Origin of the sequence: Pseudomonas sp. FP1742, from assembly GCF_030687145.1 — a bacterium.
Taxonomy (GTDB): domain Bacteria; phylum Pseudomonadota; class Gammaproteobacteria; order Pseudomonadales; family Pseudomonadaceae; genus Aquipseudomonas; species Aquipseudomonas frederiksbergensis_D.
On record NZ_CP117460.1, the window covers coordinates 2,754,671 to 2,774,217 of the forward strand.

At 62.3% G+C, this 19,547-nt stretch carries 21 protein-coding genes; 14 read left to right on the plus strand and 7 right to left on the minus strand.

What is annotated here, in order from left to right; translation table 11 throughout:
• The 3 genes from PSH64_RS12300 to PSH64_RS12310 all read right to left on the minus strand — a co-directional run bounded on the left by PSH64_RS12300 (nt 1) and on the right by PSH64_RS12310 (nt 2,425).
• A complete protein-coding gene (locus PSH64_RS12300) occupies nt 1-420 on the minus strand; it encodes a cupin domain-containing protein (RefSeq protein ID WP_105342174.1) in 420 nt (139 codons plus the stop codon).
• Between the two features lie 154 nt (nt 421-574).
• Nucleotides 575-868, minus strand: a complete 294-nt coding sequence (locus PSH64_RS12305) for a putative quinol monooxygenase (RefSeq protein ID WP_105342173.1) — start codon at nt 866-868, stop codon at nt 575-577.
• A gap of 123 nt (nt 869-991) precedes the next feature.
• Nucleotides 992-2,425 (minus strand): PLP-dependent aminotransferase family protein, encoded by a 1,434-nt coding sequence (locus tag PSH64_RS12310; protein ID WP_305480796.1) that lies wholly within the window; start codon nt 2,423-2,425, stop codon nt 992-994.
• A gap of 208 nt (nt 2,426-2,633) precedes the next feature.
• Here PSH64_RS12310 and PSH64_RS12315 point away from each other — a divergent pair, with 208 nt between their 5' ends.
• Nucleotides 2,634-3,074, plus strand: a complete 441-nt coding sequence (locus PSH64_RS12315; RefSeq protein WP_105342171.1) for a carboxymuconolactone decarboxylase family protein — start codon at nt 2,634-2,636, stop codon at nt 3,072-3,074.
• A gap of 232 nt (nt 3,075-3,306) precedes the next feature.
• Here the strand turns inward: PSH64_RS12315 and PSH64_RS12320 are convergent, their stop codons facing one another.
• The gene (locus PSH64_RS12320; protein WP_105342170.1) at nt 3,307-3,654 is read right to left on the minus strand and encodes a hypothetical protein; all 348 of its coding nucleotides are present in this window, start codon (nt 3,652-3,654) and stop codon (nt 3,307-3,309) included.
• A gap of 191 nt (nt 3,655-3,845) precedes the next feature.
• Here PSH64_RS12320 and PSH64_RS12325 point away from each other — a divergent pair, with 191 nt between their 5' ends.
• Genes PSH64_RS12325 through PSH64_RS12335 form a run of 3 tightly spaced genes read left to right on the plus strand, consistent with a single transcriptional unit; the run spans nt 3,846 to nt 6,047 of the window.
• A complete protein-coding gene (locus tag PSH64_RS12325; protein WP_105342169.1) occupies nt 3,846-4,529 on the plus strand; it encodes an STN domain-containing protein in 684 nt (227 codons plus the stop codon).
• A complete protein-coding gene (locus PSH64_RS12330; protein ID WP_105342168.1) occupies nt 4,526-5,071 on the plus strand; it encodes an RNA polymerase sigma factor in 546 nt (181 codons plus the stop codon). Before PSH64_RS12325 ends, PSH64_RS12330 begins: the two co-directional genes overlap by 4 nt.
• Nucleotides 5,072-5,108: 37 nt before the next feature.
• Complete coding sequence (locus PSH64_RS12335; protein ID WP_305480797.1) at nt 5,109-6,047, plus strand: FecR family protein; 939 nt, start codon at nt 5,109-5,111, stop codon at nt 6,045-6,047.
• 136 nt (nt 6,048-6,183) lie between these two features.
• Here the strand turns inward: PSH64_RS12335 and PSH64_RS12340 are convergent, their stop codons facing one another.
• Nucleotides 6,184-6,792 (minus strand): type II secretion system protein J, encoded by a 609-nt coding sequence (locus tag PSH64_RS12340; RefSeq protein ID WP_305480798.1) that lies wholly within the window; start codon nt 6,790-6,792, stop codon nt 6,184-6,186.
• Nucleotides 6,789-7,241 (minus strand): type II secretion system minor pseudopilin GspH, encoded by a 453-nt coding sequence (gene gspH / locus PSH64_RS12345; RefSeq protein WP_305480799.1) that lies wholly within the window; start codon nt 7,239-7,241, stop codon nt 6,789-6,791. Before gspH ends, PSH64_RS12340 begins: the two co-directional genes overlap by 4 nt.
• 121 nt (nt 7,242-7,362) lie before the next feature.
• On the opposite strand from gspH, the gene PSH64_RS12350 reads away from it, so the two are divergent.
• The gene (locus tag PSH64_RS12350; protein WP_305480800.1) at nt 7,363-7,794 is read left to right on the plus strand and encodes a type II secretion system protein N; all 432 of its coding nucleotides are present in this window, start codon (nt 7,363-7,365) and stop codon (nt 7,792-7,794) included.
• Between the two features lie 145 nt (nt 7,795-7,939).
• Here the strand turns inward: PSH64_RS12350 and gspI are convergent, their stop codons facing one another.
• Entirely contained in the window at nt 7,940-8,323 is a 384-nt protein-coding gene (gene gspI, locus PSH64_RS12355; RefSeq protein ID WP_305481144.1) for a type II secretion system minor pseudopilin GspI, read from the minus strand.
• 147 nt (nt 8,324-8,470) lie between these two features.
• On the opposite strand from gspI, the gene gspG reads away from it, so the two are divergent.
• The 9 genes from gspG (at nt 8,471) to PSH64_RS12400 (ending at nt 19,385) form a co-directional block, all read left to right on the plus strand.
• The gene (gene gspG, locus PSH64_RS12360; RefSeq protein ID WP_105342155.1) at nt 8,471-8,929 is read left to right on the plus strand and encodes a type II secretion system major pseudopilin GspG; all 459 of its coding nucleotides are present in this window, start codon (nt 8,471-8,473) and stop codon (nt 8,927-8,929) included.
• An 8-nt stretch (nt 8,930-8,937) separates the two neighbouring features.
• Nucleotides 8,938-9,924 carry a type II secretion system minor pseudopilin GspK gene (gspK, locus tag PSH64_RS12365; RefSeq protein WP_305480801.1) on the plus strand — a complete coding sequence of 329 codons (987 nt, stop codon included), beginning with the start codon at nt 8,938-8,940 and terminating at the stop codon, nt 9,922-9,924.
• Nucleotides 9,921-11,096 (plus strand): type II secretion system protein GspL, encoded by a 1,176-nt coding sequence (gene gspL / locus PSH64_RS12370; RefSeq protein ID WP_305480802.1) that lies wholly within the window; start codon nt 9,921-9,923, stop codon nt 11,094-11,096. Before gspK ends, gspL begins: the two co-directional genes overlap by 4 nt.
• Nucleotides 11,089-11,646 (plus strand): type II secretion system protein GspM, encoded by a 558-nt coding sequence (gspM, locus tag PSH64_RS12375; RefSeq protein ID WP_305480803.1) that lies wholly within the window; start codon nt 11,089-11,091, stop codon nt 11,644-11,646. Before gspL ends, gspM begins: the two co-directional genes overlap by 8 nt.
• Nucleotides 11,643-14,024: a type II secretion system secretin GspD gene (gene gspD / locus PSH64_RS12380; protein ID WP_105342145.1), complete on the plus strand. Its 2,382-nt coding sequence runs from the start codon at nt 11,643-11,645 to the stop codon at nt 14,022-14,024. The genes gspM and gspD overlap by 4 nt, the downstream gene beginning before the upstream one ends.
• 142 nt (nt 14,025-14,166) lie before the next feature.
• Entirely contained in the window at nt 14,167-15,585 is a 1,419-nt protein-coding gene (gene gspE / locus PSH64_RS12385; protein WP_305480804.1) for a type II secretion system ATPase GspE, read from the plus strand.
• A complete protein-coding gene (gene gspF, locus PSH64_RS12390; RefSeq protein WP_305480805.1) occupies nt 15,585-16,796 on the plus strand; it encodes a type II secretion system inner membrane protein GspF in 1,212 nt (403 codons plus the stop codon). Before gspE ends, gspF begins: the two co-directional genes overlap by 1 nt.
• 362 nt (nt 16,797-17,158) lie before the next feature.
• Entirely contained in the window at nt 17,159-17,518 is a 360-nt protein-coding gene (locus tag PSH64_RS12395) for a DUF6124 family protein (RefSeq protein ID WP_105342135.1), read from the plus strand.
• A 694-nt stretch (nt 17,519-18,212) separates the two neighbouring features.
• Nucleotides 18,213-19,385 carry a substrate-binding domain-containing protein gene (locus tag PSH64_RS12400; protein ID WP_305480806.1) on the plus strand — a complete coding sequence of 391 codons (1,173 nt, stop codon included), beginning with the start codon at nt 18,213-18,215 and terminating at the stop codon, nt 19,383-19,385.
• Nucleotides 19,386-19,547: the final 162 nt, after the last annotated feature.

Below are 19,547 nucleotides of genomic sequence, written 5' to 3' on the forward strand. Positions count from 1 at the left end.
TCAGTTCTGCAAAGGAATCAACACTTTCTCATCCGGGGCCAACACCATGAACACCAACAGTTTGGCGGGTTGGGTGGCGCTGGCATTTTTCGAGACCAGATGTTCCGAACCTGCCGGTTCGTACCAGAATTCGCCAGCCTTGTAGGTAATCGCTTTTTCGCCTTTGACTTGAGAAGTGATCTCCCCCGAAAGCACATAGGCCATGGCCGTACCCTGGTGTTTATGGGCGATGGTCGACTGGCCCGGCTGGTAATCGACTTCGATCATCAAGGCCTTTTTGCCGGGGGCGTTTTTCAGCATCTGATCCTGCAGGATGGTGACATTTTCCGAAGGGGCGGCGGTTTTGTCGGCGAATGCCGAGGCTGAAACGCTCAGGGCCAGGGCGGTGAGAGAGGCGGCAAAAAAACGAAGTGCATTCATGGTTGATTACCTGTGGTGGTGAGTCGTCAGGGACCACGGTAAGCCGCGCCGTCGGGCAATCAAACGGCCAATTTTCCGGAAGATCAGGGGACCAATCACCGAGGCTACAAGCGAACGCAAGCTGCTATCGGGGTTGCGATCTTTTGATCTTGTTTCAAACGATTGGAAAGCTGTTGAAGTCGACGGCATTGGCCAGTCGACTGTCGATCAAGCCGATAAAACCTTGCACTTCGGGGCGGTTGAAATGCGCTTGCATGGCTGCTTCCGATTGCCAGCGGGCGCTGACCGTCCAGCGGGTGTCGTCCTCGGGGCAACGGTCGACCATATAGGAATCACAACCCGGCAGTTCGCGCAGGGTGTCGACAATCTTTTGCAGTTGTTTGCCCAGTTCGTCCGAGCGACCGGCGGCAGCCTGTACCTTTACGGTGTTGAACACTTGGTTGGACATTACTCACACTCCTGAATCAGGCCGGACGAATCCTGCTCATTGAGGGATAACGCCCATTCAGGATAGGCCTGCACCCCCGGGCCGCCAATAGCCAATCACCGGATAAAGCCGCAGACCAATCCCTCAGCCAACCTGCTGCAAAATGTCCCGCAAACGGTCCAGGGCGATGTCGATGTCCAGGGTTTCAATTGCCCCGAATCCCAGGAAAAGCCCGGCCCGTGGCGTTTGCTGGTAAAAAAAATCGTCCAGGGCATAGAGCCCCACTTCGACTTTTTTGGCCAATTCGATCACCAATGGAATATCTATCGGCACCTTGCACAGCACCGCCATGTGAAACCCGGCCGTGGTCGGCACTGGTTCAAACCATGGCGAAAGGTCACCCGCCATGCGCGCCAGAATCCGTTCGCGGCGCCCGGCGTAAATCGTATGGCAGCGCCGGATGTGCTTGAGCAGACAGCCTTCGGCGATGAACTTGGCCAGCGCCCATTGGGGCAGGGTGGAGGTGTGCCGGTCGGTAAGCTGCTTGGCCTTGATCACCGCTTCGAGAATCGCCGGCGGCAAGATTGCATACCCCAGCCGTAACTCCGGCAACAGGGTCTTCGAGAAGGTGCCGACGTAGGCAACAATGCCGCGCTCATCCAGGCTTTGCAGCGAGTCGGTGGGCCGGCCTTCATAGCGGAACTCACTGTCGTAGTCGTCCTCGATGATGATCGCCCCCAGTTCGTGGGCCCGTTCCAGCAGCGCCACCCGACGCTCGTGGCTCATGGGCATGCCCAAGGGGAACTGGTGCGACGGGGTGACATAAATCAGCCGCGTGCCATCGGGAATGCGCTCGACCTGGATGCCTTGCGCATCGACCGGCACACCGACCACCGTTGCGCCATGAGTCCCGAACAACAGGCGCGCCGGTGGGTAACCGGGGTCTTCCATGGCCACGAGGCTGCCCGGTTGGGTCAACACCCGGGAAATCAGGTCCAGCGCCTGCTGCGCGCCGTTGCACACCACCACGTCGTCGTCCTGGCAATTGACCCCGCGGGAAAATGCGATATGCCGTGCAATCGCATTACGCAGCGCCGGCAGCCCTTCGGGCTGGCTATAGAAACCCTTGGCACCGGCGATCTGGCGCAAGGCATGGGAGGTACAACGGCGCCAGTCGTCCTGCGGGAACTGGCCTTTGCTGGTGGCGCCCCCGATGAAGTCGTAGCGCAGCGAGCCTTCCAGCGTCGGATGGCGCAAGAACGTCGGCAGGTTGCGCCAGCGCTCGATGACATCAAAGCTGGCCAGCTCCGAATGGCTCTGTTTACGGATCACCTTCGCCGCCCGGGCATTGACGTAAGTGCCTTTGCCGATCACCCCGGTGAGGAAGTTTTCGTAGGTCAGTTGCGAATAGGTGTCGGAAATGGTCTTGCGCGAAATCCCCAGTTGTTCGGCCAGCAAACGGCTGGGCGGCAGCTGCGTGCCGGCTGCCAGACGCCCGGATTCGATGGCGTTGCGCAGTTGCCGGTACAACTGGCCCGCCAGGTCCTTGCGGCCATTGATGACAACGTGAAGTTCCATACCGGCGGGGCTCCTGGGGCGATTGTGAGGCGACTGTGCGTCGCGCCAGATTACCCGCATGAGTGACTGCACAGAAGTTGTGTGGGTGAAAAACCGGCGATTGGTCTTCTGTTGGGCGGTCCACGATTTTTTCGCTGAATTGGCTCTGTAACACTGATGCATCTGGGCCTACCGTGGAAATACCGATTCGCGCCACGAGGCCGCCGCCATGACCGTTCGCCTGGATTACTACAGCGCATCGCCCACGGCGATGAAAGCCATGATCGCCATGGAGGCCTTGACCCGCGACCTGAGCATCGAACCGGCGCTGCTGAACCTGATCAAAATCCGCGCCTCGCAGCTCAATGGCTGCGCCTTCTGCACCGACATGCACTCGGTGGACGCGCGCCGTTTCGGCGAGACCGATCGGCGGCTGTATGCGATCGTGGTCTGGCGCGACAGCGGCTTTTTCAGCCCTCGGGAGCGGGCGGCCCTGGCCTGGACCGAAGCGGTGACCCTGCTTGCGCAAAGCCACGTGCCGGACGACGTTTATGCATTGGCCCGGGAGCAGTTCGGTGAAGGCGAGCTGGTCGATCTGACGATGGCTGTCAGCACCATCAACAGCTGGAATCGCCTGGCGGTGAGCTTTCGGCAAACGCCCAGTGATTGATCAATGGCGCGTCTCGAATCGAGCGAGAAAAACTGTGGCGAGGGAGCTTGCCACAATCCATGTGGGAGCGGGCTTGCTCGCGAAAGCGGTGTGTCAGTCGACATCAATGCTGGATGTATTGCCGTTTTCGCGAGCAAGCCCGCTCCCACAGGTTCCGCACCTTAACTGACTGGCATCAGAGCAAGCCCCTTCGCCACAGAGCAGGGAGGCCTGAAGTTCTCGCAGCGACTGATCACTTGCCATTGAGCAGCGGCGAAGTCCCGGTCACCGGAGCCGGCCGCTGCGGTTTCACTGACGTGCCGAAGGTATTGCCCATGCGCGTGCCGGTGGCGGCTGGTGTGGCCAGGCCCAACTGATGGGGCGGCCGTTTGCTGATCGGCACGTTCATCGCCTCCTGATTTTTCTGTGCGGCGGTGGTTCCCTCGGGGTTGTTACCCATCTGCTGGCTGAGGCAGTTGTAGTCCGGTGCCTTATAGCCATCGACGGTCACTTCGACGCAACCCGACGGCTGTCCCGCGTGCGCCAGTGACAACCCGCTCATCAGCAGCGCGCCCGCTGCAAGGTTCGACAGATGTTTCATTGAAGGCCTCCTGGCCGGCCACGAACGGACCGCTCTGAAGCGTGAGTCTAGAGCAAAGCGCTGTAACGGCCCGTGATGGTTTTTTTGCACCGGCCGTCACATCAGATTCATATACAGCCCTCAGGATGACGGTTTTCAGGGGTACGTCAGCCGTGCAGCGAGGCAGAGCCAGGGACGGGCGCCAGGTTTTAATGACTCACTTTCGCCAGGCTTGCCTGGCGTTGCTGTTTTGGTTGGTGTCATCGGCTGCATCGGCCGGCCCGGTCGATCCCTATGCACCGCTGGAGCTGGATATCCCGGCCCAGGCACTGACCAGCGCGCTCGAGCGGTTCAGTCGTTCCACCGGCATGGCTGTTCTGGTGGATCGACAGTTGACCCGAGGTCGTCGTTCGATCGCTGTGAAAGGACGCCTGAATGCGACCGATGCGCTGAGCCTGATGCTCAGTGGCAGCGGGCTGATGGCCCGGTATGCCCGAGCGGACGCCTTCACCTTGCAAGTGGCTCAGGTCGCCGAAGTGCCCTTGCAGGCGGGCGCGGTTGCAAACTCTGCGCCGGTTGCGGGCGGCAGCTATGCGGCGGCGATTCAAACGGCGCTCGAACGTCGCTTGTGTCGCTCGCCATTGACCCGGCCGGGGAGTTTTCGGGCGTTGTTGCAACTGTGGATCGGTCGAGACGGTGTGGTGCAGCACAGCCGCCTGGTCAGTTCCACGGGTGATGGTCAGCGCGATTCGGCGCTGGTGGAAAGTTTACGCAACCTCAGAATAGAACGACCGGCGCCCAGCGCTCTTGGCCAGCCGGTCACGCTGCTTCTGCTCCCGCAACCGTCAGGAAAGCGCATGGAATGCACACAATGGGAAGGAGTTTCCGGGGGATGAAAGACACCGGGCAAAGTGCGATGGTCAGGCTGTTCCTGACGTCCTATGACGATTTCAAGGGGCGCTTGCGCAGGCGCCTGGGTTCGGAGGATCTGGCCAACGACGTCCTGCACGAAACCTACCTGCGGGTCGACCGCATGGACCCACCGCCGAACATCGCGCAGCCCAACGCCTACCTCTATCGCATGGCTCTGAACATCGCGGCAGACCGGCGCCAGGCGGACGCCCGGCTGCTGACCGGCAGTGAGGTGGAGGAGCTGTTGCAGGTGTCCGACGACGCGCTCGACCCGGCACGGGTGGTGGGTGGCCAGAAGGAGATTCAGTCGCTGCTCAAAGCGCTGTACGAACTGCCGGCGCGGCGGCGCAAGATTTTTATCGCCGCGCGCCTGGAAGAGGCGCCGCACCTGGAAATCTCCCAGCGTTTCGGCATTTCGACACGGATGGTCGAGAAGGAAATCAAGGCCGCTTTGGGCCATTGCGCCGCGCGCCTGGAAAGAAAAGTCATTCAGCGGTTCGGTCCCGGCGCGGGAAAACCGTCTTGAGAGAAGAGTCCAGATTAATCCGTGAGTATCCCCGCGCTTGAACATCTTCCGTATATCCCCTGAGGCGACACCCCAGGATCGGCTGCAAAGCGAAGCCCGGGACTGGTTGATCCTTTTGACCTCGGGCCGGGCGACCGTCGCCGACGCCCGCGCCTTGCGCCAGTGGTGCGCGCAAAGCCCGGAGCACGCCCGCGCATTCGAGCAAAGCAAGCTGTTATGGCAGCAATTGCAACCCGCCGCCGAGCGTTTGCAGGCGCCGCGACATCTCGGACGGCGAGCGTTTCTGGGCGGTGCCATGGCGGCGTCTGCGGCGTTTTTGCTGATTCGCGGCACCGTGCCGGGTGGTTTTTCCGGACTGGGCGCAGACTACATCACGGAAGTCGGCGAGCAGCGCCGGGTCGATCTGGCGGATGGCGTGAGCCTGGAGCTCAATACCCAGACCCGTATCAATCGCCGTGACAGTGCCGATGGCGCGCGTAACTTCGAACTGGTCAGCGGTGAAGTCGAAGTCCTGACCCGTGCTCAGGCGCCACTCAAGGTGCAGGCTGGGGCAGGTTGGTTGAGTGCAAGCCAGGCTCGGTTCAATCTGCGTAATATCGATCAGAGCGTATGCATTACCTGTCTGGACGGCACGTTGCAGGTCGATGTGCAGGGGCACAGCATTCGTCTGGAATCAGGCCAGCAACTGACCTACGACGCCGGGCGAGTCAGCGCGCCGCAAACGGTCGACACGTCGGCGGTGATCGCCTGGCGGCAGCAGGTATTGGTGTTCAACGACGCCACGCTGGCGACGGTGATCGACGAGATCAATCGCTATCGTCCCGGCATGTTGCTGTTGCTCAACAGCGAGTTGGGCAAACGCAAGGTGCAGGCACGCTTCAGCCTGGACCAGCTGGCGGGGGTGGCGTTGTTGATTCGTGATGCGTATGGGGCCAAATGCACTGAATTGCCGGGTGGGGTGGTGGTGCTCAGTTAGCGGTTGGCCTGAGGTTATGGGTGTTGCGACTGACGCCTTCGCGGGCAAGCCCGCGCCCACATTTGATCTCCAGTGTTCACACGGTCAATGTGGGAGCGGGCTTGCTTGCGAAGAACGATGACGCGGTCCGCCTGATTCACTCCAAAGGCCCCATCACCTGCCGATACCGCTCAACCCCCTGAGGCGTCTGCCGCGTCAGGCTGATCTCGATCCCCAGCGGATTCTCCCGCCGGTTACCGCTCAGTTTCCTCCAGCCCTTGTCCACTTCCCACACCCGCAACGCGGCTTCGCTGACGTCATTGAGCACGGCCACTCCACCGGTGGGGGCCGGCAGCGGATACTGACTGCGCGATGGCGCCTGCGCCCGGTAGAGCGTGTCGCCCTTGAGCCACCAGCGCACTCGCTGCAACTCGCCATTCTGCTCAGGCGCGGCGCGGATCACGTCCAGGCGAAAGCCCTTGCCGTCGGTGCTGCGCACGGTCAGCGCAGGCGGGGCGCTGGGCGGTTCGTCATCTACGCCGGGCCTGGCCGGCTCGGACAGCTCGAGGCTGGCGCGCATGGCGACGTCGCGTTCCAGCTGGTTCAGCGCCCGCAGCAGGGCTTCGGTTTGCTCGGTGCTGGCCTGCAAATGCGTGTCGGCGCGGGTGACGCTGTCCAGGCCGTGCCAGGCAATCAGGCTGACCACGGCCATCAGCATGATCGCCACCATCACTTCGATCAGGGTAAAACCTTGTTGGGTTTTCATTGAACGCTCACCTGGCCGGCCGCGTTGCGTTGCACGCTGATGCTGTTGAGCCCGTCCGACAGCTTCAGTTGCAAGGGCGGGTTGATCCACTCGGCGTTCAGCACGACTGTTTGCCTGGGCTCCACGCGCACCTCCATTCCCGGCGTCTGCCAGGGGCGAGGGCGCAATTGTGGGTCGTTGTCGAAATGGTCGAAGCCTTGGTCGCGGTCATTGCGGCGACTGAAATGAAAACCCTTGGCGTCGCCCTGCCAGGTGATCGGCCGCCCATCGGCGCGGGCCTCGGCCTGGGCCACTTGAAGCAGTTGAGCGACACGCTCGGCGTCCTTGCGCAGCAAGTGCAGCGGGTCCGGTTTGACGCTCAGGCTGATCGCCGCGCTGGCGATGCCGATGATCACCAGCACCACCATCAACTCGATCAGGGTAAAGCCCTGTTGTTTGAAGCCATTCATCGACTGCGCGCTCCTTTGCGTCGGTTTTTATCCTGCACGGCAAAGATGATGGGTGTGTGAAATAAAAACGTGAGAATTAAGCGGTAGGCTCAGGGACAGGGACTAAAAGGAGATTCAGCCCATGTCGTTCACCGATCGGTTTTCCCCGGCCCAGGGTGTCCAGGCCGTTGCCTTGCTGGCGACCCTGGCAGGCGTCGTCACCTGGTCATCGCTGTTGCTGACTTCCGCTGAGTCCCGAACGCCGGATGCAGCGCCGCAATTGATTGCCGAGCGCTCCAACAACCCGGCCTTGCAATGGTTTTCCAACCAGCCGGCACCGGTTGATATCAGGGTCGGTGGCGTGCTGGCGAGCCGCCGTGGCGCCGTGGCCATCCTCAGCCTCAACGATGGCCCGCCGCGCAGTTTTCTGGTGGGCGAGCGCGTGAGCCAAGGAGTGAAAGTCGTGGCCATCGAAGGCGACGCCGTGGTGATCGAGCGCGGCACTGAACAAACCCGGTTGGTGCTCGACAAACTGCCGGAGTCACCGTTCCTGCCCGTGTTGACTCAACCCTAGCCTAAGCGCGATCCATGTGGGAGCGGGCTTGCTCGCGAAGACGGCGGCACCGTCAATATTGATGTCGCCTGACACACCGCTTTCGCGAGCAAGCCCGCTCCCACAGGGTCCGCACCGTCACTGACTGGCATTAACCTTGGCACCCTCACTTTTGCGTTATTGGCCGATTGAGCAAGGTATCGAGTCGGGCCAGTGGCGGCGCTTCGCGGCTGCGGTCGAAAACTTGCAGATCGACCCTCAGCAGGCGGCCGTTCTGCGCGTTGTCGATGGCCTGTTCGCAGCGCAACAGCAACCGTCCCTGATCGCATTCGATCGCTTTCGCTCCCAGCGGCAAACGCCCCTCAAGGCGCAGTTCGGCCAGGCGACTCTGGGCCGCCAGCAGCGCGATGGACTTGTCGCGCAGCAGGCCGTTGCTCTGGGTCATCAACCCGGCCACCCGCACCGCCGCGGACATGGCGACGGCGATGATCGCCAGCGCCACCAACACTTCAATCAAGGTGAAACCGGCTTCTCGGGGAGGGCTTCGCATCAGGCGCTCGGGCAGTCTGGACAGCTCTTGACGGTAGCGTCCGGGCTTGACGGCTTGACGACCAAAACTCCCGAGGATTTTCAACATCACTGACATATCTTCTTGCAACACTGCGCGTCGAATCGAATCAAGCCAGGGAATGTCGAGATGGATATCGCGCGCTGCAAGTTGCTGGATCACAAGCCCCGCCTGCCTCGTGGGCAGCAGGGTTTTACCCTGATCGAAATCATGGTGGTGGTAGTGATTCTCGGGATTCTGGCGGCGATGGTGGTGCCCAAGGTGCTGGACCGCCCGGACCAGGCCCGGGCCACGGCCGCCAGACAGGACATTGGCGGCCTGATGCAAGCCTTGAAGCTGTATCGCCTGGACCACGGCACCTATCCGAGCATGACCCAGGGCTTGAAAGTGCTGGTCGAACGCCCGGCGGACGCCAAGAACAGCAACTGGCGCTCCTATCTGGAACGCCTGCCCAATGACCCATGGGGCCGTCCCTACAACTATTTGAATCCGGGCGCTAACGGCGAAGTCGATATCTTCTCCCTCGGTGCCGACGGCCAGCCTGATGGCGAGGGCGTGAATGCCGATATCGGCTCCTGGCAGTTGTAAGCGCGCTCATGAAAGCCTATTCGCTGGCAGTGGCGAAGCAGCGCGGCATGGCGATCATCAGTGCCTTGCTGATCGCGGCGGTGGTGGCGGTGATTGCCGGGGGCATGCTCACCCGGCAAACGGTGTTTACCCGCAGCCTTGAAGCCGAACAGTCGCGGGTGCAGGGCGCCTGGGTACTGCACGGCGGTATCGAGATCAGTCGGCATCTGCTGTGGGATGCGCGCCGACGTGACCCGTTGACCCGTCTCGATCAGCCGTGGGCGCAGCCCTTGGTGCTGGCGCGTAATGACGGTCGTGACTTGCCATTCGAAGGCCGGCTGGAAGACGAGCAGGGCAAATTCAATCTGCGCAACCTGGTCGCCAATGAACGGATCGACGAGGAACAACTGGTGAATTTCCAGCGCCTGTGCCAGTTGATCGGGGTCAATGGGGCTCTGAGCCAACGCATCAGCCAGCGGGTGATCGCCTCCTATCCACGCCTGTTGAACCCTGAACGGGCGGACAAAACACCGCCCGAGAGCGGCTTCGACAGCGGCCGCGATACCTCGCCGAATGCCGTACGCAAACCTCAATTGCCCACCCGCCCGATGCTGCGCAGCCTCGACGATTTGCGCAGTGTCGAAGGCATGAATGACGCGCTGCTGGCGCAAATCTCTCCTTACCTGACCATCCTCCCGGCCAATACTTGGCTCAACGGCAACACCGCCAGCGCACCGGTGCTGGCCGCTTATGTGCCGGGGCTGTCGGTCGAGCGCGCTCAGGCGCTGATCGCCGAGCGTGACAGTGGCCAGTGGTTCATCAATCGCGGGGATTTCGTCAACCGGCTGCGCATGCCCCACCTTGAGCTGGTGACCATCAAGGTCGGCATCACCAGCGACTGGTTTCGCTTGAGGGGCAAGGCTCGTAGCGATCAGCGTCGGGTCAGTCTCGAGGCCTTGTTGCACCGCAGCGAAGACCGCTTACCCGAGGTGATCTGGTCACGGGTGGGCGTATGAAGCAATTGCGCATCGCCTTGCCGCCATTGGCCGGCCTGACCCTCGACAGCCCGCTGGAGTTCGCCTGGCTGGACCGGCAGGGGCAGGTGACTGGCGAGGGCCGAAGCACTTTGCTGCAATTGGGCCAGGGCGGAAAAGCCCCGGCGATCGCGTTTTTTCTGCATCCCCAGGACAGCCTGTTGGCGAGTATCGACTTACCGCTCTTGCCGGCCAGTAAAACCACAGCGGCGGTGCAGTGCGCGGCACAGGCGCTGATTCTCGGGGCCAGCGAGCGGATGCACATCGCTCACAGCCCACGGGACGAGCAGGGGCGCGTGCACATCGCGTGGTTGCCCCGCGAATGGCTGAGCCAGTTCGGTCAGCTATTGCGGATGGCACGATTGACCCTGCGTGGTTTGTATCCAGGGGCGTATTGCTTGCCGGTTGCAAACGGCCCGGTGGCCTGCATTCGGGACGGGCATCTGTGGGTGCGCCACAGCCTTCAGCACGCCGTGGTGCATCCGGCGGTGGATGAGGCGTTGAACGATCTGTTGCTGGAGGCCGGCGCCAGCGTGCATTGGATCGGTGAAGCGCCGTCGGAGGCCACCGTCACACGCTTACCCGCCGAACAACGCTGGAGCGGTGCCTTGCCCGGCTGGGGTTTGCATGGCGGGATTCAACAACGCAGTGCCGGGCAACCGGGCTGGGGCAGGGCAGCGGCCTTTGGCGCGATGGCCGTGGCGGTCTGGACCGTGGGGCTGAACCTGTACGCCGCCCGCGAAGCGAACCAGGGCCAGCGACTCAAGGCGCACATGAGTCAGCGAGTGAAACAGGCCTTCCCTGAACTGCCGGTGATCCTTAATCCGCTGCAACAGGCGCGTCAGCAATTGGCCGCCCGCCAGAGCGGTGCCGCGATTGACCCCACTCAGCGTTTCGCCAGCCTGGTGCTGCAGGCCGGCAGCGGCATGCCCTTCATCGCTGGCAGCGTGCAACAAATGGTGTTTGAAAACGGCGAGTTGCAACTGAGCTTGCTGAGCGATGCGCGCAAAACCGGCAGCGACAAGCAGTGGCAAACCGCGCTGACCCAGGCCGGCATTGCCATCGACGCCACCGATGACGGCTGGACCTTGCGTCCGGCCTCCGAACCTGCGGCCAGCCATGCAGACAACGCCGGCGGGGCTGACGATGAGTAAATATTCTCTGGAGGTTCACCACGCCCGCTGGCAGCACTTCAACGGGCGCGCCCGTGCGATCTGGCAAGGCCTGGCCTTGCGTGAGAAGCGCATGGTCGTGGGCATGGCGCTGGTGCTCACCGGTCTGTTGACCTGGCTGCTGCTGATTCAGCCACCGCTGAAAAAAATCGATTACTGGCAGGCCGAGACGCCGAAGCTGCGCTCCCAGGCCGAAGCGCTGGAGGTGTTGCTGCGTGAAGTGGCGCGGCCTCCCTCTGCACAGGGCCTCGAACAAGCCCTGCGCCAGAGTCTTGAAGCGGGCGGCCTGGCCGGGCATTACCAATTGCAGGTGCCGGACACCACAACACCCCAAGCCTGGCGCTTGACGTTCGATACGGCCCCGGCAGACGCCGTGGTCGGCTGGCTGCTGGGCAACCCCCGGCAATTTTCCCTTGAGGTGGTCGAGGTTCGTTTGCAGCGTGCAGGCGAACCTCTGCCCGATGACACGGCAGGCACTCTGTCTGGAACCGTTCGCATGGATCAGGCGCTTGGCGCTAAGGAAGCTTCATGAAGTGGTCAGGTTCTCTGTATGCGCGTCAGTGCCGCATGGCCGCGCCGTTTTTATTGCTGGCACTGAGCGCGTGCAGCAACACCGCCACGACGCAACAGCCACCGTTGCTGGTGGACAGCGAATTGGGCCGCCCATTGGCCGACACTCACCGTACCGGCGATGCGTTGGCCGATCGGCAAAGAGCCCAGGCGCAGTTGAAGCAGCCGTCGGGCGTGCAACACAAAATCAGCAGCCCCGGCCGCGGCAATGCGCTATCGGCCGACAGCGCGCCATCGGGCAATCCACTGGGCAACCAACCGGTGACGCTGAACTTTGTCGACGTCGATATCCCGGCGGTGGTGCGTGCGCTGTCACGGTCCACCGGTCGCCAGTTTCTGGTCGATCCACGGGTCAAGGGCAACCTGACGCTGGTGTCCGAAGGTCAGGTGCCGGCGCATCAGGCTTATGACATGTTGCTGGCAACCCTGCGCATGCAGGGCTTCAGCGTGGTCGATGTCGGCGGGGTTTCCCAAGTGGTGCCGGAGGCTGACGCCAAGTTGCTCGGCGGGCCGATTTACAGCGCCGACAAACCGGCCGGCAACGGCATGCTGACCCGCACCTTTCGCCTGCAATACGAAAACGCGGTGAACCTGATCCCGGTGCTGCGCCCGATCGTGTCGCCGAACAACCCGATCAACGCCTACCCCGGCAACAACACCATCGTCGTCACCGATTACGCCGAAAACCTGTCGCGGGTGGCGCAAATCATCCAGGGCATCGACACCCCAAGCGCCATCGACACCGACGTGGTGCAGGTGCAGAACGGTATCGCGGTGGACATCGCCGGCATGGTGTCGGACTTGCTGGAGGCGCCGGGCAACGATCCGACGCAGAAGATCTCGGTGATCGGCGACCCGCGTTCCAACTCGATCATCATCCGTGCCGGCAGCCCGGAGCGCACCGAGCTGGCACGTAACCTGATCTACAAACTCGACAACGCCCAGAGCAACCCCAGCAACCTGCACGTGGTGTACCTGCGCAACGCCCAGGCCGGGAAACTGGCCCAGGCCCTGCGCGGCCTGCTCACCGGGGAAAGCGACAGCGGCGGCAGCGACGGCGCGCGTTCGGTGCTCAGCGCGATGGGCAGCAACACCAGCGGTGGCCAGAACGGGGCGAGTGGCAGCCAGAGCAGCAGCGGCTCGCAAACTTCTACATCAACCAGCGGCACCACGGCTGGCAGTAGTTATGGGCAGGGCACCAGCGCTTCCGGCAGCCAGACAGGCCAGCAGAGTGAACAGAACGTCGCCTTCAGCGCCGGCGGCGTGACCATTCAGGCCGATGGCACCACCAACACCCTGCTGATTTCCGCGCCGGAACCGGTGTACCGCAACCTGCGCGAAGTCATCGACATGCTCGACCAGCGCCGTGCGCAAGTGGTGATCGAAAGCCTGATTGTCGAAGTCGGCGAGGACGACGCCAGCGAATTCGGCGTGCAATGGCAGACCGGTAATCTGGGTGGCAACGGCGTGATCGGCGGGGCCAACCTCGGCGGTTCGGGGCTCAACCTGAATGGCAAGACCAGTATCGACGTGTTGCCTGCGGGCCTGAACCTGGGCCTGGTCAACGGCACGGTGGACGTTCCCGGCATCGGCAAGATCCTCGACCTCAAAGTGCTCGCCCGCGCCTTGAAGAGCAAGGGCGGCACCAACGTGTTGTCGACTCCGAATTTGCTGACCCTGGACAACGAAGCGGCGAGTATTTTCGTCGGCCAGACCATTCCTTTCGTCAGCGGCAGCTATGTCACCGGCGGCGGAGGCACCAGCAACAACCCGTTCCAGACCGTGACCCGTGAAGAGGTCGGGTTGAAGCTCAATGTGCGGCCGCAGATTTCCGAAGGCGGTACGGTCAAGCTCGACATCTATCAGGAAGTCAGCAGCATTGACGAACGCGCGTCCAACAGTGTGACCGCCGCCGGGATCGTCACCAACAAACGCGCGATCGACACCAGCATCCTGCTCGATGACGGGCAGATCATGGTGCTCGGTGGCTTGCTGCAGGACGGCTACAGCCAAAGCAACGACGCGGTGCCGTGGTTGTCGACGATTCCCGGGATCGGCGCGCTGTTTCGCAATGAACGCCGGACGATCACCAAGACCAACCTGATGGTGTTCCTGCGCCCGTACATCATTCGCGACAGCGCGGCGGGGCGCAGCATCACCCTCAACCGCTACGACTTCATGCGCCGCGCCCAGGGCGGGCTGCAACCGGAACGCAGCTGGGCCATGCCGGACATGCAGGCACCGCAACTGCCGACGGCGGCCCAGGGTGTGCCGATGTCGAATACGCAGCCACGGGCGACCATTCGCGCGGTGCCGGTTGAAGCGAGTACGCATCAGTGACCAGCACACCATTCCCCTGTGGGAGCGGGCTTGCTCGCGAAGGCGTCAGCACATTCAGCAGGGTGGTGACTGACACACCGCTTTCGCGAGCAAGCCCGCTCCCACAGGGGATCTTCAGCGTGTTGCAGATAAGGGGATTGTCATGAGCGCATTACCCTACGCCTGGGCCAAGGCCCAGCGCATCCTGCTGCGCACCGGCGAGGAGGGTGCGGTATTGACGGTGTGCCCGTCGACGCCGGGCTGGTCGATCAGCGAAGTGCGGCGCCAGTTCGGCCCGGCGCGGCTGGAGCGGGTGCGCGACGAAGAACTCGACGGCTTGCTCGCCAGTGCCTATGCCGACACCGGCAGCGCGGCGGCGGTGGTCGGTGCGGCGGAAAACGAAGTCGATCTCGACCGGCTGATGCAGGACATCCCGGAAATCACCGACTTGCTGGACACCCAGGACGGCGCCCCGGTGATCCGCATGATCAACGCCTTGCTCACGCAAGCGGCGCGGGACGAGGCCAGCGACATTCACATCGAACCCTATGAAAGCCATTCGGTGGTGCGCTACCGGGTCGACGGCACGCTGCGGGATGTGGTGTCGCCGCGCAAGGCGCTGCACGGCGCCCTGGTGTCGCGGATCAAGATCATGGCGCAACTCGACATCGCCGAAAAACGCCTGCCCCAGGACGGCCGCATTGCCTTGCGCGTGGCCGGGCGGCCGATCGACATTCGCGTCTCCACGGTGCCCACCGGCCATGGCGAACGGGTGGTGATGCGCCTGCTGGACAAACAGGCTGGGCGCCTGCAACTGGAAACCCTGGGCATGGACCCGCAGGTGCTGGGCAAACTCGACCACCTGATCCGCCAACCCCACGGCATCGTGCTGGTCACCGGCCCCACCGGCAGCGGCAAAACCACCAGCCTCTATGCCGCGCTGGCACGGCTGGACGCCAGCACCAGCAACATCCTTACCGTTGAAGACCCGGTGGAATACGACTTGCCGGGCATCAGCCAGATCCAGGTCAACGCCAAGATCGACATGACCTTCGCCCTGGCGCTGCGGGCCATTTTGCGGCAAGACCCGGACATCATCATGATCGGCGAGATCCGCGACCTCGAAACCGCACAAATCGCCGTGCAGGCTTCGCTCACCGGTCACCTTGTGCTGGCGACGCTGCACACCAACGACGCGGTGTCGGCGGTCAACCGGCTGATCGACATGGGCGTCGAACCGTTTCTGCTGGCGTCATCGATGCTCGGGGTGCTCGCACAACGCCTGGTGCGGCGCCTGTGTCAGCACTGCAAACAGCAAGACCCGGCCGCACCCGGCACCTGGCGCCCGGTAGGTTGTGCCGCCTGCAACCACACCGGCTACAGCGGTCGCACCGGCATTCACGAACTGTTCTGCATCGACGATGACATTCGCACGCTGATCCATCAGGGCGCTGGCGAGCAGGCCTTGAGAGCCGCCGCCCGCGAAGCCGGGATGTTCAGCATGCGTGAAGACGGCGAGCGCTGGGTGCGCAGCGGTGCCACCGCGCCGGAAGAAATCCTTCGTGTGACACGGGACGCCTGATGAACCGCTACCGTTTTGAAGCCGCCGACGCCAACGGCAAAATCGAGGCCGGCCATCTGGAAGCCGACAGCCAGAGCGCGGCGTTCGGCGTATTGCGCAGCCGTGGGCTGACCGCGTTGTTGGTGCAGATCGAGAGCAACACACCTGCCGGCGGCGGCAGTGGCTTATTCAGCGCCAAGCTCTCGGACAACGACCTGGCCTGGGCCACTCGGCAACTGGCGAGCCTGCTGGGCGCGAGCCTGCCGCTGGAGGCGGCGTTGAGCGCGACGGTGGAGCAAGCCGAACGCAAGCACATCGCCCAGACCTTGAGCGCGGTGCGCGCCGATGTGCGTGGCGGCATGCGCCTGGCCGAAGCGTTGGCGGCGCGGCCACGGGATTTTCCAGAGATCTATCGGGCGTTGATCGCGGCGGGCGAGGAGTCTGGTGACCTGGCCCAGGTCATGGAGCGGCTGGCCGATTACATCGAAGAGCGCAACAACCTGCGGGGCAAGATCCTCACCGCGTTTATCTATCCAGGTGTGGTGGGGCTGGTGTCGATTGCCATCGTGATCTTTCTGCTCAGCTACGTGGTGCCGCAGGTGGTCAGCGCGTTTTCCCAGGCGCGCCAGGACCTGCCGGGGCTGACCCTGGCGATGCTCAACGCCAGTGACTTCATTCGTGGCTGGGGCTGGTTGTGTTTCAGCGTGATGGCGGGCGGTTTCTGGGGCTGGCGCCTGTATTTGCGCAATCCGGCGGCGCGTTTGAACTGGCACAGTCGGATCCTGCGTTTGCCGTTGATCGGCCGGTTCGTGCTGGGGCTGAACACCGCGCGATTTGCCTCGACCCTGGCGATTCTCGGCGGCGCCGGAGTGCCGTTGTTGCGGGCGCTGGAAGCGGCGCGCCAGACCTTGTCCAACGACCGCTTGAGCCTGAGCGTCAGCGACGCCACGGCCAAGGTTCGCGAGGGGGTTAACCTGGCCGCCGCGCTGCGGGTCGAGAAAGTCTTCCCGCCGGTGCTGATCCACCTGATCGCCAGTGGCGAGAAAACCGGCTCCCTGCCGCCGATGCTCGAACGCGCCGCGCAAACCCTGTCCCGGGATATCGAACGCCGGGCCATGGGCATGACCGCGTTGCTAGAGCCATTGATGATCGTGGTCATGGGCGGGGTGGTGCTGGTGATCGTCATGGCGGTGCTCCTGCCGATCATCGAGATCAACCAGTTGGTGCAGTGAAGCAAGATCTTTTGATTTTAAACGGTGATGTTTAATCGACACTTCCAGAAACTCACCCAACCTACACATCCTTGCGCCGCTGCCTACGACTACGCCAGAATCCGCCGGCTAGTGCGCCTTTGGCCGGAGCTATATCGTTTCCCTGTCGCTGAAAAACAGCGATCGGGTTTGGTAGCCCGACAATTAGGCGCATAGCGCCACCGTTGCAGGCCTTTTCAGGTCTCAGTTTTATGGTGGCCATGCGCAGGGCTCCTTCGGGAGCGCCGGGTCCTAATTGCCGGTCTACCAACCCGCGTATGGCCACCACCTTTCGTTTGGTAGCGAGGGTGACGGCTCCTTAATTTCAATTAGGAGTTTCATCTATGTTCAAACCAACACCCAATCCACCGGCACCCGACGACGTTTCCCCCTACGAATCCCTCGATTCCAAAAAACTCCACGAAGCCGCCGACCGCGCCCTCGACCACTACCTAAAGCCACCCATCCCCAAAGACACCGCGCGCAAACCCAGCACCATTTACCATGTCGGTGAAAAGGTCGATAACGAAACCCTGCTGGTCAACGCCTGCGAATCCCTGGCGTCAGCGAGCATGATGCTCAGCGAGTTCGCCGGGCTGATGGACATGCCGCATCGCAACGTGATGTTGGGGATTCAATCGGTGGTCATGCTCGGTGAACTGGCGGTGAACCGGGTGCTGGATAACCTCGATCCGCAAGGCTGACGAAAGTCTGGGGTGAGAGCACTTATTGTGGCGAGGGGGCTTGCCCCCGTTGGGTTGCGCAGCGACCCCAAAACCATTCCCCCCGGTTGCATCAGATAAACCGCATTCGTTGGTTTTACGACTGCTGCGCAGCCGAACGGGGGCAAGCCCCCTCGCCACAAAAGCATTTGTGCATGAGAAAAATGAAAAACCACTCTAAACAGTCTGTGTGAAACGCACTGATGGTGGTTTCTGTAAACGCCCCGACATGTTCGTCCGACATGTTCGGGACGTTTACTGTTATACGGACAGCAAACGAAAAAGGACGGGTTCACAAGATTTTTTCACCCCCACAAAATTATTTTTCAAGCCTCGCACCATCACCCGAGCCCCAATCCCATCATCCTCGGGTTCGTCGTTCTGTCATGTGCAACGAGCCATCAAGCCCTCCAGCCAAGCGTCGGCCAAGCCGCCGAAAAACTCGCGGCAAACACCGCTGAAAGCCCCCTCGAACACCCGAGAATCTGCCGAAAAATCAACGCCCGGCTCCCGAGGTTTTTTCCTTTATCTGTCACTGGAAGCTGCGAACTTCTGACCCATGGCCTCACCCCATACGCCGTTCGACCCTAGCGGTTCCGGGCCCAGGACTTGAGCGCCATGGCGTCATGCACGAGCAACTCACCCAACGTACGAACACGATGAAAGGAGACTCTTCATGTTTAAGCGCAACGTTCTCGCGGTATCCCTGACCCTCGCTGCCCTGTGCTCGGCACAGGCTGCAATGGCTGACATCAACGGTGGTGGCGCGACCCTGCCACAACCGCTGTACCAGACCACTGGCGTACTGACCACCGGCTTCGCCGCCTACATCGGTGTTGGTAGCGGCAACGGCAAGGCTGCCTTCCTGAACAACGACTACACCAAGTTCGTGGCCGGCACCACCGGCAAGAACGTGCATTGGGCCGGTAGCGATTCCAAACTCAGCGCTACCGAATTGAGCAACTACGTGTCGGCCCATGGCGCTGCCTGGGGTCCATTGATCCAGGTGCCTTCGGTGGCCACTTCGGTTGCCATTCCGTTCAACAAAACCGGCACGGCCAACGTTGATCTGAGCGTCAACCAACTGTGCGGCGTGTTCTCCGGCCGTCTGACCGACTGGAGCCAGATCACCGGTTCCGGCCGTACTGGCGCGATCACAGTGGTTTACCGTGGTGAAAGTAGCGGTACCAGCGAGTTGTTCACCCGCTTCCTGAACGCCAAATGCGCTGAGACCGGCACCTTCGCCATCACCACTAACTTCGCTTCCAGCTACAGCGGTGGCCTGCCGGCCAATGCCGTGTCTGCGGTTGGCAGCCAGGCTGTGATGACGGCCTTGAATGCTGGTGATGGTCGCATCACCTACATGAGCCCGGACTACGCCGCGCCAACCCTGGCTGGCCTGGACGACGCCACCAAAGTCGCCAAGGTTGCCGGTGTTTCGCCAGCACCTGCCAATGTGTCGGCAGCCATCGCCGCCGTCGCTGTGCCTGCCGCTGCCAACCGCGCCAACCCTAACGCCTGGGTACCAGTGTTCGCCGCCACCACCAGCCCGACCGATCCAAGTGTCGTGGCTTACCCAACCACCGGTTACCCGATCCTGGGCTTCACCAACGTGATCTTCAGCCAGTGCTATGCCGACGGTACCCAGAGCACGCAAGTGCGTGACTTCTTCACCCGTCACTACGGTGCCAACGCTGCCAGCAACAACGACGCCGCGATCACCGCCAACCGCTTTGTGCCACTGCCACTGGCCTGGAAGACTGCGATCCGCAACACCTTCCTGACCGCGACCAGCGCTCAAAGCATCGGCAACACCAACGTCTGCAACACCATCGGTCGTCCGCTGTAACCCTCGCTTCAACGACCCGCAATACCCGATCAGCAACGGCGCAAGCCGTTGCTGATTTTTTGCGTGTGACCTGGGCAAAACAGCCAGATGAATATTGCGTGACAGAAGTTCGGTCGCGCCCTCGTTTAACCGCCTATCCCCTATAAGCAACGCTGGCCGCTT